The organism is Streptomyces uncialis (assembly GCF_036250755.1).
Taxonomy (GTDB): Bacteria; Actinomycetota; Actinomycetes; order Streptomycetales; family Streptomycetaceae; genus Streptomyces; species Streptomyces uncialis.
The window spans coordinates 393,813-407,835 of record NZ_CP109583.1 but is presented as its reverse complement, the minus strand read 5'-3'; the positions used below and the strand labels follow the sequence as shown (position 1 = coordinate 407,835).

The window sequence follows — 14,023 nt, the reverse complement described above, 5'->3', positions numbered from 1 at the left end:
CGCGCACGCCGACGCCACGGTGCAGGCCTACACGGGGGACCCGGCCTGGGACAGCCTGCAAGCGCACGCCAACAGCCCCGCACGCACCCGCCGCCTGCGGGGATTCAGCGACCGGCTGCGGACCGGGCTGCGGCGGTGGCTGCCGGACTACATGATCCCGGCCGCCTTCGTCGTCCTCGACGAACTTCCCCTGAACGCCAATGGAAAGCTCGACAGAAACGCGTTGCCGAAGCCGGACTTCGCCGTCCTGTCGTCCGGACGCCCGCCGCGCACGCCCCGGGAGCAGGTGCTGTGCGAGTTGTTCGCCGAGGTGCTCGGGGTGCCCGAGGTGACCATCGACGACAACTTCTTCGAACTCGGCGGGCACTCCCTGCTGGCCACCAGGCTCGTCAGCAGGATCAGGTCGGTCACCGGCATCGAGATGCCGATTCGGCGCGTCTTCGAGGGCCCCACCGTCGCCGCCCTGTGCGAACGACTGGAAGCGCGTACACCGGCGCGTCCGCTGCTCGTCCCGATGCCGAGGCCGGCGTGCGTCCCACTGTCGTTCGCCCAGTTGCGCCTGTGGTTCCTCAACCGTTTCGACACGTCCTCACCGGGCTACAACCTGCCCACCGTGCTGCGCCTGAGCGGAAATCTGGACCGGGACGCGCTGCACGAGGCGCTGTGCGACCTGGTGGCCCGGCACGAAACACTGCGCACCGTGTTTCCCGAACAGGACGGCGAACCCTCCCAGATCGTCCGGCCCGCCGAGCGGGCGCGGCCGCAATTCCCGGTCGTCGCCACCCACCCGGACGCGCTGCCCGAAGCCCTCGCCGCGGCCGGCCGGGTGCCCTTCGACGTCACGACCGACCTGCCACTGCGCGCCACCTTGTTCGCGCTCGACGACCACGAGCATGTGCTGCTGCTGGTCCTGCACCACATCGCGGCCGATGGCTGGTCGGTCGGACCGCTCGCCCGGGACCTGGCCGAGGCCTACCGGGCCCGGGTCCGGGACGAGGCCCCCGACTGGTCCGACCTGCCGGTGCAGTACGCCGACTACGCGCTGTGGCAGCGCACGGTGCTGGGCAGCCCTGACGACCCCGGCAGCGTGCTGTCCCGTCAGCTCGTCCACTGGCGCCGGGCACTGGCTGCCGCCCCGGCGGAGGTCCCGTTGCCCACCGACCGACCGAGAGCACAGGACTCCACACCGGCGGGCGAGCGGCTGTCGTTCGAGCTGCGGGCCGATCTGCACGCCCGGCTGCTGGACCTCGCCCGTGCGCACCGGGCCAGCCTGTTCATGGTGTTGCAGAGTGCCGTCGCCGCCCTCCTCACCCGCGTGGGTGCCGGCACCGACGTCCTGCTCGGCAGCGCGATCGCCGGACGGACGGACACGGCCACGGAGGACTTGGTCGGGTTCTTCGTCAACACCCAGGTACTGCGCGTGGACACCTCCGGCGATCCGGAGTTCGGCGAGCTGATCGGCCGGGCCCGGCAGGCGGCTCTGGCCGCCTACGACAACCAGGACCTGCCGTTCGAGCACCTTGTAGAGGCCCTCAACCCGGATCGTTCGCTGGCTCGCCATCCCTTGTTCCAGGTGATGATGGTCCTCCAGAACGCCCCGCGGACCGAGCTGTCCCTGCCGTCCGTGCGGATCACCGGTGAACCGCTGGACGTAGGCGCGGTCAACTTCGACCTAGGGTTCAACCTCGCCGAACGCGACCCGGTCGCGGGCCGTCCCGCAGGCGTGGCTGGCATGGTGGAGTACCGCTCGGACCTCTTCGACCGGGCCACGGTCGAACGGCTCGTCGAACGGCTGCGGCGGTTGCTGGAGACCGTGGCGGCCGACCCGTCGGTGCGGATCGGAGTCGTGGACCTCACCGCCGGCGACGCACTCGACGGGCATCTGGCCCCGGTGCCGGCTGCCCGGGAGATCAACCTCGCCCGGATCGAGGAGGTCCTGGCCGAACACGACGACGTTCAGCAGGTGGCCGCCGTGCTCCACCACGACACGGAAGCCGGGAGGCAGACCGTCGCGGTGCACGTCATCGCCGAGGACGGCCATGCTCTCGATGTCGACCGGCTGCGCGCGTTCGCCGCTCGATGGCTGCCGGAACACCTCGTGCCGACCGAGTACACCGTCGCCCCCGCTCCGGCCGTACGCCCGCCCGCCCCTCGGCTCGCCATGGACGTGACGCCTCCGGCGACGCCGCGTCAGGAGACCCTGTGCGCCCTGTTCGCCGAGGTGCTCGAGCGCCCGTCGGTGGGCGTCGACGAGGACTTCTTCGCGCTCGGCGGACACTCCCTGCTGGCCGTTCGGCTGATCGGCCGGGTACGCGACGCACTGGGGGTGGAGCTGCCCATCCGACAGCTCTTCGAGGCCACGACGGTGCGCGCCCTCGACACGGTGCTCGACGACAGGGCAGCCGCCCGTCCCCGCGTCGCCCCGGTGACCCGGCCCACCCGCGTACCGCTGTCGTTCGCCCAGCAGCGTCTGTGGGTGCTCGACCGTCTGGAAGGGCCGTCGGCGACCTACAACATCCCGTTCGCGCTGCGCCTGAGGGGACCCCTGGACGCGACGGCCCTGCAGGCCGCCCTGAGTGACGTGGTGGACCGGCACGAAGTGCTGCGCACGGTCATCGACAGCGACCACGGCGTGCCCTGCCAGCGCATCCTCCCCGTCGACGACATCTGGCCCGGCCTGACCGTCGGCCACGTCGCACCCGACGCACTCGCGGCGGAACTTGCCGCGGCATCGGCGCACGCCTTCGACCTTGCCGAGGAACCTCCGCTGCGGGCACGGCTGTTCAGGATCGCCCCCGAGGACCACGTCCTGTCGGTGGTGCTTCACCACATCGCCGGCGACGGAGGCTCCCTCGAACCACTCGCCACGGACCTGTCCACCGCCTATGCCGCTCGCAAGCGGTCCGTCGCCCCCGACTGGCCCCCGCTGCCCGTGCAGTACGCGGACTACACGATGTGGCAGCGCGCGCTTCTCGGAGACGAGAACGATCCCGACAGCATGATCGCCCAGCAGATCCGGTACTGGGGCGACACACTGGCCGAACTGCCCGAGGAGCTCCCGCTGCCCACCGACCGCCCACGCCCGGAGGCCGCGGGGCACCAGGGCGAACTGGTGGAGTACACCGTCTGCGCGGACACCCATCGGTTGCTCGCCGAGCTCGCCGCACGCCACGGCGTGACGCTGTTCATGGTGATGCACGCGGCCCTCGCCGCGGTGCTCACCCGGCACGGCGCCGGCACCGACGTTCCGATCGGAACACCGGTGGCCGGCCGCGACGACAGCGCGCTGGACCCGATGATCGGGTTCTTCGCCAACACGTTGGTCCTGCGCACCGACACCAGCGGCGATCCGGACTTCACCACCTTGCTGGACCGTGTCCGGCAGACCGACCTGGCCGCATACTCCCACCAGGACGTGCCCTTCGAACGGCTCGTCGACGTGCTCGGTGCCGAGCGGTCCATGGCCCGCAACCCTCTGGTGCAGGTCATGCTGGCGTTCGACCAGTACGGCGCTTCCCCGTTGCGCCTCGACGAGATACGGGTGAGCGCGCAACTCACGGGCCATGTCGCGGCGAAGTACGACCTTGCCGTCAACGTCGCCGAACGCCGTGGAGCCGCCAGGGAGTACGAAGGCCTCGCAGGAGCCCTGGAACTCGCCACAGACCTGTTCGACCGGCGTACCGGGGAGGAACTGGCCGCGCGGCTGGTGCTCTTCCTCGACCAGGTCGCGGCTGATCCCACGTTGCGGATCGGGGCGGCGCGCCTGGAGCCGGCCACCGAACAGCTCCCCTGGAACGACACCGACCGCCCTGTGCCCGTCGAGCACGCGCTGGCCGCCTTCGAACGGCACGTCCCGCACCGCTTGGACGACGACGCCGTCGTGTGCGGCGCAGACCGCATCAGCTATCAGGAGCTCAACGAGCGCGCCAACCGGCTGGCCCACCGGCTCATCACGCGGGGGATCGGCGCGGAGCAGATCGTCGCGCTCCACCTCCCCCAGTCCGTCGACCTGATCGTGGCCCTGCTGGCGGTACTGAAATCCGGCGCGGCGTACATGCCGGTGGACCCCGACTACCCGGCCGAGCGGATGCGCCTGCTGTTCGACCGGGCCTCTCCCGCACTGGTCCTGGCCAAGGGCGACACGGGACCGGCGGACGCGCCCGTCCTGGACCCGGCCGAACACCTGCCGGACCTCCCCGCTCACGACCCCACCGACGCCGATCGGCTGCGTCCCTGGTCACCCGACCATCCGGCCTACCTGATCCACACCTCGGGTTCGACCGGCACCCCACGGGGCGTGCTGGTCACCCACCGCGGACTGCCGGGCCTGGCCCTCAGCCTTGCTGATGCCTATCAGGTCGGGCCGGGAAGCCGTGTCCTGGAGTTCGCCTCACCGGGCTTCGACGTGGCCACCGGGGACATCCTGTTCGCCCTGTCATCGGGCGCGGCCCTGGTGCTGCTCGACACCGACCGGGTCACCGCTGCGGCCGACCTGGCCGACCTGGTTGCGCGCCACGGCGTCACCCACACGACCCTGACCCCGACCGTCGCCGCACGAATACGCCCCGGAACGCTGCCGGAAGGCTTCGTGCTCGCCCTGGGCAGCGAGACGGTACCGGGCTCGCTCGTGGACCGATGGGCCTCGTCGTGCCGGGTCCTGAATGTCTACGGTCCGACCGAGTGCACGGTGGCGTCGACGATCACCGGGGCACTGGCCGGGGACGGTGTGCCACCCCTCGGCCGGCCGCTCGCCAACACCAAGGCGTACGTGCTCGATCCCGCGCTGCGCCCGGTCCTGCCCGGCATGGTCGGCGAGCTCTACCTGTCGGGTCCGGGCCTGGCCCGGGGCTATCGCGGCGAGCCGGCCGCGACCGTCGGCCGGTTCGTCGCCGATCCGTACGGCGCACCGGGTGTGCGCATGTACCGCACGGGCGACATGGTGCGGCGGCACCGGAACGACGAACTCGAGTTCATCGGCCGGGCCGACGGACAGGTGAAGATCCGCGGACACCGCGTGGAACTGGGCGAGGTCGAGCAGGCCCTCCTCGGCCATCCCGCGGTGCGCGCCGCAGCGGCGGCCACCTTCTCCACTCCGGCCGGGCCACGGCTGGCCGGGTACATTGTCGCGGAACCCGGCGGCGCAAGCGTCGCCGAGCTGCGCGGATGGCTCGCCGAGCGGGTCCCCGACCACCTCGTGCCGACCGCGCTCGTCCCTGTGGACGCGCTGCCCTTCACCGCCCACGGCAAGGTGGACCGGGCGCAGCTGCCCGCCCCCACCACCGCTGCGGCCCCGAGCGCCGGCCGGGCCCCGGGCCGTACCCCGGTCACCGCGTACGAGCGCGTCCTGTGCCGTCTGATCAGCGACCTGCTGGGTCAGCCCGACCTGCCGGCCGACGGCCACTTCTTCGAGCTCGGCGGCGACAGCATCCTCGCCATACAACTGGTGAGCCGGGCGGCCCGGGAGGGACTGTCGCTGACCCCGCGCGACGTCTTCACGCACCCGGTGATCGCGGAACTCGCCGCGGTGGCTGCGTCCGGTCGCCCCACCCCGGCACCCGTGCCCGATCCGGGGAGGGGCCCGGTCCCGCTCACCCCGGCCATGCACTGGCTGCGCGAACTCGGTGACGACATCGCGGGCTTCGAGCAGTCCGTGACCGTCCCGGTGCCGGCCGGACTCGACCGGCGCCACGTCACCGCCGCGTTGCAGGCCGTCCTCGACCATCACGACGCCTTGCGGATGCGCCTGTCCCGGGACGACGACACAGGGCTGTGGGCACTGGACATTCCCGAACCGGGAGCCGTCGACGCGCAGGACCTGCTCGTCGTCGCCGACACGACCGGGCTGTCCGGCGACGCACTGCGCGAGCTGGCGGCCCAGTCGGTGGGTGCTGCCCGGGACCGTCTCGACCCCGACCGCGGTCTCATGCTTGCCGCGGTGCTGCTGCCGGGGGAACCCGGCGCACCCGGTCTGCTCTCCCTCACCGCCCATCATCTCGTCGTGGACGCGGTGTCGTGGCGCATCCTGAGCGGCGATCTCGACCAGGCCCTGACCGCCTCCGCGGAGGACCGGACGGTCGAGCTCGCCCCGGTCGGCACCTCCTTCAAGCGCTGGGCCGAACGGCTGGTCGCCGCCGCCACGGACCGTTCCCGGCTCACCGAGGTCCGGTATTGGACGGACGTGCTGCGCACCTGCGACCCCGCACTGGGCGACCGGCCCCTCGATCCCTTCGAGGACACCGTCGCCACGACCGGGTCGATCCTGCGGACGGCCCGGGCCGGGACCACGGCTCCGCTCCTCACCGACGCCCCGGCGGCGTTCCACGGCCGGGTACCCGATGTGCTGCTCACCGCGCTTGCTCTGGCCGTCGGCGAGTGGCGAAAGCGCCGGGGCATCCCCGCGACGAGCGCGGTTCTGCTCGACGTGGAGGGGCACGGCCGGGTCGAGCAGGACGGACTCGACCTCACCCGGACTGTCGGATGGTTCACCACGCTGCACCCGGTGGCCCTCGATCCCGGGGCACTGGAGTGGGCAGACGTCCGACGCGGTGCCCCGGGCGTGGGCTCGGCAGTGAAGCAGGTGAAGGAGCGGCTGCGGTCCGTGCCCGACTCCGGGCTCGGCTTCGGCCTGCTGCGCTACCTCAATCCCCAGAGCATGCCGCTGCTGGCCCGGGTGGGCACACCGCAGATCTGCGTCAACTACCTGGGGCGGATGACCGGTCCGGCGGATTCCGCCCCCGCGACGACGCCGCGGGAAACCGCCGCGCGGGCCGTGGCCCACACCGTAGCGCTCGACACCATGATCAGGGACACCCCCGAGGGACCACGACTCGTCGCGAACTGGACCTGGCCGGCCGGGGTGCTGGCCGAGCGGGACGTGGAAGACCTGGCCGATCTCTGGTTCGAGGCTCTGGAGGGCATCGTCGTCCACGCGCACGGCGCGACGGCCACCCGGAGTCCCTCGGACTTCCCGCTCGTCGACCTCGCCCAGCAGCAGGTGGACTGGATCGAGCGGACCTGGCCGGCACTCTCGGACGTGCTGCCGGTCACCCCCTTGCAGGAAGGCCTGCTCTTCCACGCGCTGCTCGACGGCCCCGACCGCGAACACGACGACCCGTACGTGGTGCAGAGCGTCCTCGCCCTGCCTGAAGAGCTGGATTCCGACGCACTGCGTCAAGCGGTCCAGACGGTTGTCGAACGCCACGACGCCCTGCGCGCGGCGTTCGTCCAGACACCGGACGGCCCCCCTGTCCAGGTGATCGCCGGACAGGCGGCCGTCCCCTGGAAGGAAGCCGCGGCTGCCGATGCGGCCGAGCTGGCCGCGTTGGCGGCCGAGGAACGCCGCGCGGGCTTCGACCTGGCCGCTCCGCCTCTGATCCGGATGCTCTTGGTGCGGCTGGCCCAAGAAGAACACCGGTTGGTCATGACCCACCATCACATCCTGCTGGACGGCTGGTCGCTGCCGTTGCTGCTGCGCGAACTCTTCGCCGCCTACCGGACCGCTGGGGACGAAGCCCGGCTGCCCACCGTGACTCCCCACCGTGCCTTCGCGTCATGGCTGGTGGGGCAAGACAGGGAGGCGGCACGGGAGGCCTGGCGGGCCGCCCTGTCGGGTGTGGACAGCTGCCGAGTGGCTCCCGGCAGCGGTGAGCCCGCCGGCCCGCGGCAGGAAGTGCGTCGGCAACTGCCCGCGCGGGTCGCGACCCTGGTACAGGAGACGGCTCGTGCGCTGGGTGTCACGACCAGCGCCATGGTGCACGTCGCCTGGGGGCTCGTGCTCGGCCGTCTCACCGGACGGCGGGACGTGGTCTTCGGCAGCGTGGTGTCGGGACGATCGCCGGCTGTCCCTGGCATCGAGTCGATGATCGGCTGCTTCATCAACACCCTGCCGGTCCGGCTCACCGCGCGCTCCGCCGAGACCGTGGCGGACTCGCTGCGCCGCTTCCAGGCCGAACAGGCGGCCCTCGGCGAGGCGCATCACCTCGGGCTCGCCGAGGTGCACAGGCTGATCGGTGCCGGTGAACTGTTCGACACCGCGCTGGCCTTCGAGAACTATCCGACCGGCGGGGGCGCCGTCCGGGTGGGCCAGGCCGACACGGCCGTCCGGATGGAGCAGGCCAGGGACGGGATGCACTATCCGATCGGCCTGGTGGCTGCCGCCCACCCCGACGGGATGGGGCTACGACTGGTCCACCGTGCCGACCTGATCGCCCCGGCCCGGGCGGAGCAGATCGTGACCTGGATCTGCGACGCGCTGGAATCGATGGCAGCCGATCCGGGCCAGCCGGTCGATCGGGTCACCGGGCACCGGGACGGGGCCCGGGCCGTGGTGTCCGGTCCGTCTGCGGACTCGCCCGACCGCGATCCGATCGACGTCTTTGCCGGCCATGTGGCCAAGACCCCCGACGCCCCGGCTGTGACCGGCCAGGGTCGGACCTTCTCCTACGCCGAACTCGACGCGTGGTCCGACCGGCTGGCGCGGGCCTTCGTGGCGGCGGGGGCCGGTGTGGAGGTCACAGTGGCTGTGCGGCTGGAGCGCACGCCCCGGATGGTCGCCGCGCTGCTCGGTGTCCTGAAGGCCGGTGCTGCGTACGTGCCGCTCGACCACAGGTTCCCCACCGCACGGATACGGACCGTCCTGGCCGAGTCGCGCGCCGCGCTGCTGCTCGCCGACGGTGAAGGGGCGACGGACTTCGGCATCCCGGTCATCGATCCGGCCATGGTCGTGCCGCCCGGCGATGACGTCAGGTTCCCCGCCGTGCCGGTACGAGCCATGGCCTACGTCATGTCCACCTCGGGCTCGACCGGCCGTCCCAAGGCCGTGGCCGTGTCCCGCCGGGAGCTCACCTGGATCGCCGGTGAGGAGGGCTTCCGCGCGCCGCGCCGGGCGCTCGTGCACAGTCCGCTCGCCTTCGACGCGTCTACCGCGGAGATCTGGGGCACTCTGCTCAACGGCGGCTGCCTCGTCCTCTCTCCGCCCGGTGACCTGGACACCGTCACGCTCGCCCGCGTCATCCGCGACGAGCGGGTCACGTGGGCGTGTTTCACTCCTGTCCTGTTCCGGACGCTGGTCGAGGACGAGCCGTCGTGCTTCGAGGGCCTGCGGGAAGTGCTCCTCGGAGGCGACGTCGTTCCGCCCGCCGCCGCACGGGAGGTGCTGCGGCGCAATCCCGGCCTGTCCCTCGCCAACGGATACGGCCCGGCTGAGACCACGGTGTTCGTCACGGCCCACCGGATGCGCTCCGCCGGAACAGTCGGCGCGGCCGTGCCCATCGGGCTGCCGTTGCCCGGCATCCGGATTCACCTCCTGGACGACGTCCTTCGACCGGTACCCGGGGGAACCGTCGGCGAGGTCTACGTCGCGGGCGACGGAGTCGGCCGCGGCTACGTGGGGCAGGCGGGCCTGACCGCGACCCGGTACGTCGCCGAGCCGGGTGGGTCCGGCGGACGCGCCTACCGCACCGGTGACCTGGCGCGTCTGAACTCCGACGGTCTGCTGGAGTTCGCCGACCGCGCCGACACCCAGGTCAAGATCCGGGGGTTCCGGGTCGAACCGGGCGAGGTCGAGTCCGTCCTGGCCACCCACCCCGGTGTCGCACACAGCGTCGTGGTTGTCTCCCACGAGGCGCCGACGGGTCCGCGTCTGGTGGCGTACGCCGTGCCGTCGGCCGGACACCGGCCGGACGCTGCCGAACTGACCCGTTTCGCCCAGGGTCTGCTGCCCACCTACCTGGTGCCGTCGGCCGTCGTGGTCCGGGACTCGCTGCCGGTGACGGCCAACGGCAAGGTCGACCGCGCCGCGCTCGGCGTGGTGGCGCCCGTCCTGCGGGCGCGCACAGCTCCGGCGAACCGGGTGGAAGAAGTGCTGTGCGAGCTGTACCGCGAGGTACTGGGCGTGTCCGAGGTCGGCACCGATGACGACTTCTTCGACCTCGGTGGCGATTCCCTGCTCGCGATGCGGCTGATCGGCCGGGTCCGGCGCCGGCTCGGTGGTGCGCCGACCATCAGAGACCTGTTCCTCACCCCCACGGTCGCCGGATTCGCCCGTCGGCACATCCTGGGCGGCGGGATCGCGCAGGACGCCGCCTTCGAGGTCCTCTTGTCCCTGCGCCCCCAGGGGACTGCGGCGCCGGTCTTCTGCCTGCCCCCGGCGAGCGGGCTCGGCTGGCGCTACTCGGGTTTGATCCGGGTGCTGTCGCACACCGCGCCGATCCACGCCCTGCAGGCTCCCGGATACAGCGACGACGGCCCGCTGCCGGGATCCGTGGCGGAACTCGCCGCCGACTACGCGACCCGGATCAGGAAGACCGCACCGGGCCCTTACCGGCTCGTCGGCTGGTCCTTCGGTGGAATCGTCGCCCATGAGGTCGCGACGAGGCTCCTCCGGGCGGGGGAGGACGTGGAACTGCTGGCCGTACTCGACGCCGCACCGGCAGCGGGGCTGGTGACCGGGTCGCCCGACGGCGTGACCATCCTCCGGACCCTGCTGGAGACGGTCGGTGATCTGCCCGACCGGCTGCCTGACGGGATGACGGCGGAGGAGGCGGAGACTCTGCTGCGCGAGCACGACAATCCGATGGTGGCCCTGCTGGGCGAGCGGTCGCAGCGGCTGGTGCAGGTCTCCCGGAACTTCACCGAGCTGGCTGCATCGCATACTCCGAGCACCTTCGACGGCAACATGGCCTTCTTCCCCGCCGTCCGCGGTCACGGTGCGAACCGCCTGACCGAGGACAGCTGGCGGCCGCATGTCACGGGGACGATCACCACCTATCCGATCGACTGCGAGCACCAGCAGATGCTCGATGGCGCACCGCTACGTGAGATCGGTCGTGTCCTGCGGGCGGTCCTCGACGACGGGGCACCCGCGTGAGCGCCCGCGCGATGTCCCGGCACCTCGTGCTGGGTGCCGCGGACGCCCCGCACCGTGTGGTGCTGCTGCACTACGCGGGCGGGTCGGCCGCGTCGCTGCTGCCGCTGGCCCGGCACCTGCCGGAAACCTGCGGCGTCGTCCTGCTGGAACTCAACGACCGCAGCGATCCGGCACGCACCTTCACAGAAGCGGTGACCCTGCTCCAGCCGGAGTTCGAGGCGCTGCTCGACCGCCCCACCATCGTCTTCGGCCACAGCATGGGTGCGTTGCTGGCCCATGCGCTGGTCGAGGCCTTGCCGGACCGTTGTCGGCGCCTGGTTTCCGGTGTCGTGCTCTCCGGTTCCCGCTCGCCCACGACGAGGAGCAGACTCGCGACCTTCCCGCCGACGGCGTTCACCGCCCGGTCCCGGGCGGCGCTGAGGGACGACATGGTTCGGTACGGCGGCTGCCCTCCGGAACTGTTCGCCGACACGGAGCTGGTGGACCTGGCCGTGACGGCCCTCGGCCACGACATGCAGCTCATCGACACGTACTCCGCGCCGGTCCGCCGCGGCGGACAGCACGACGCCACGGAATACCACATCTGGTACGGCGAGGACGACGACGAGGCGAACGCGCACGAAGCCCGGCTGTGGGCCGACGACGTGCCGCGCCCGCCCCACCGGCGGGGCTATCCCGGCGGCCACTTCTATCTGCTGGAACACACAGAGGCCGGCCAGGAGTTGCGCCGCCTCGCCGCAGGGATTGGATGGACATGACACGAGACCTCTACGAGCTGGGCGAGATCCCCCCGCTGGGGGAGGTGCCCCATCACATGTACGCCGCGCTGATCCGCCCGGAGCGCTACGGCCTGCCGCAGGACGCGATCAAGATCGAGGTCGTCGAGGTGCCGCCGGTGGGACCCGGCCAGGTGCTGGTGATGGTGATGGCGGCCGGCATCAACTACAACGGCGTCTGGGCCAGTCTGGGCACACCCGTGGACGTGATCGCCGCCCGGCAGAAACAGGGCGACCCGCACGGTTTCCACATCGCGGGCTCCGAGGGATCGGGGGTGGTCTGGGCGACCGGCGAGGGCGCCACCCGGTTCCGCGCCGGCGAGCACGTCGTGTTCGGCGGGCTGAAGTGGGATGAGCGGGCGGACGACATCAGGCTCGGCACGGATCCTGCTGTCTCCCGCTCCCAGCGGGCCTGGGGGTACGAACTCAACTTCGGCACCTTCGCCCAGTTCACCGTGGTCGACGAGTATCAGCTGCACCCCAAGCCGGAACGGCTCACCTGGGAGGAGGCCAGCTGCTTCCTTGCCGGTGGTGCCACCGCGTACCGCCAGCTGTGCGGATGGCCGCCGCACACGGTCCGGCCGGGCGATCCGGTCCTGGTGTGGGGCGGCTCGGGCAGTCTCGGCTCCATGGCGATCCAGATCGTCGATCTGCTCGGCGGCGTGCCCATCGCGGTGGTGTCGGCCGAGGAGAAGGCCGAGCACTGCCTCCGGCTGGGTGCCCGAGGCGTGATCAACCGTACCCAGTTCGACCACTGGGGCAGGCTGCCGGACCACACCGACACCGCCGCGTACCAGGACTGGCTCAGCGGTGTCCGTGCCTTCGGCCGCGGGATCTGGGACGTGCTCGGCGAGCGTCGCTCGCCCCGCATCGTCCTTGAGCACCCGGGGCAGGACACCCTGCCGACATCGCTGTACGTCTGCGACAACGGCGGGATGGTGGTCACCTGTGCTGGGACCAGCGGCTACAACGGTGACGTGGACCTGCGCTTCCTGTGGATGTTCCAAAAGCGCCTGCAGGGGTCGCACTGCGCCAATGCCCGGGAGTCACGGGAGGTCACCAACCTGGTCGCGGCGGGCAGACTCGACCCCTGCCTGAGCCGCACGGCACCGTTCGGTGACATCGCCGAGCTGCACCGGCTCATCTACGAGAACGCCCATCCGCCGGGCAACATGTCCGTGCTGGTGAACGCTCCCGAGCCGGGGATGACCGTCCTGCCTGGCGAGGTGGTGACATGACGGGCCGGGAGGACACATCGTGGCTGCCGCTGCGGCAGTTGCGCATCCTGGACCTGACACGGCTGCTGCCGGGCGGCTTCGCCGGTTCGCTGCTCGCGGACCTGGGGGCGGACGTGGTCAAGGTCGAGCCACCCGTCGGAGACCCGCTCCGGCAGGTCATGCCCGAGACGTTCGCCGCGATCCACCGGAACAAGCGCTCCATCATGCTCGACCTGGCCGAGCCTGAAGGGAAACGGGCCTTCCTGGCCTTGGTGCCCCGGTTCGACGTGGTGATCGAGAGCCATCGGCCCGGTGTCCTGGACCGGCTCGGTCTCGGCTTCGCCGCGCTGCGGCGCGCCAACCCCCGTGTGGTGCTCTGCTCCCTGTCGGGCTTCGGTCAGACCGGCCCCTACTCCCGGCGGCCCGGTCATGACGTCAACTTCCTGGCCCTGTCCGGGTTCTTCGCCGTACCGCAGCGGCCGACAGGCAGCGTGGACCGCCCCGGAGTGCGGGTCGCGGACCTCGCGGGGGCGATGTACGCCGCTCTGTCGATCACGGTGGCGGCCCAGCATGCCGCGACGACCGGCACCGGTCAGCATGTCGATGTGTCGCTGCACGAGGCGGCCGCGGCCTGGGCCGGACCGCTGGCACTGCCCGCGCTCAATGGCGCCGCGGTCAACAGCCCATTGGTCACCGGGGACAACGACGCGTTCACCACACGCGACGGCCGACGCCTGTCCCTCGCCCTGTTCGAGGACAAGTTCTGGCGTGCCTTCCGCGAACGGCTCGCCGGTGAGTTCCCTGCCCTGGCCACTGACGCCTACGACCGCCGCCGCGACCGAACCCGGCACAAGGAGGCGGTGTCCGCCCTCCTCGCCGCCGTCTTCGCCGACCGGGATCTGAAGTGGTGGATCGAGGTGCTCGGCGAACTGGACGTGCCCTGGGCACCGGTCCACGAGACGGCGGCGGCGGTCGTCGACGACGAACACGTCCAGGCCCGGGAGCTGATCACCGAGGTGCCGGGCGGACCAGAGGACCAGCGGTGGCACCAAGTCCGCTTCCCGGTGGTCTTCGGCGCCGGGCTCGACTCCTTCCGCACGCCCGCACCGGACCTCGGCGAGCACACCGCCGAGGTCCTTGAGTCCCACGGACCACGCTCATGA

General features: G+C 71.6%; 4 protein-coding genes (1 of these 4 running past the window's edge). All 4 read left to right on the top strand.

From position 1 onward, the window contains the following. Tightly spaced (each overlapping or abutting the next), the 4 genes in view from OG711_RS01630 to OG711_RS01615 form a layout consistent with a single transcriptional unit that may run on beyond the window. Positions 1-10,867, top strand: the 3' portion of a protein-coding gene (locus OG711_RS01630; protein ID WP_329558125.1) for a non-ribosomal peptide synthetase. 6,971 nt of this gene lie to the left of the window's left edge; only the last 10,867 of its 17,838 coding nucleotides appear in the window; its start codon lies beyond the left edge, outside the window; it ends in the stop codon at positions 10,865-10,867. Beyond that, positions 10,864-11,625 (top strand): thioesterase II family protein, encoded by a 762-nt coding sequence (locus tag OG711_RS01625; RefSeq protein WP_143201277.1) that lies wholly within the window; start codon positions 10,864-10,866, stop codon positions 11,623-11,625. The genes OG711_RS01630 and OG711_RS01625 overlap by 4 nt, the downstream gene beginning before the upstream one ends. Then, entirely contained in the window at positions 11,616-12,881 is a 1,266-nt protein-coding gene (gene ccrA, locus OG711_RS01620; protein WP_266504440.1) for a crotonyl-CoA carboxylase/reductase, read from the top strand. The genes OG711_RS01625 and ccrA overlap by 10 nt, the downstream gene beginning before the upstream one ends. Next, positions 12,878-14,023 carry a CaiB/BaiF CoA transferase family protein gene (locus OG711_RS01615; protein ID WP_329558124.1) on the top strand — a complete coding sequence of 382 codons (1,146 nt, stop codon included), beginning with the start codon at positions 12,878-12,880 and terminating at the stop codon, positions 14,021-14,023. Before ccrA ends, OG711_RS01615 begins: the two co-directional genes overlap by 4 nt.

Coding starts and splice junctions, on each gene's coding strand:
- ccrA (WP_266504440.1), top strand. CDS start 11,616: ATGGACATGACACGAGACCTCTACGAGCTGGGCGAGATCCCCCCGCTG.
- OG711_RS01615 (WP_329558124.1), top strand. CDS start 12,878: ATGACGGGCCGGGAGGACACATCGTGGCTGCCGCTGCGGCAGTTGCGC.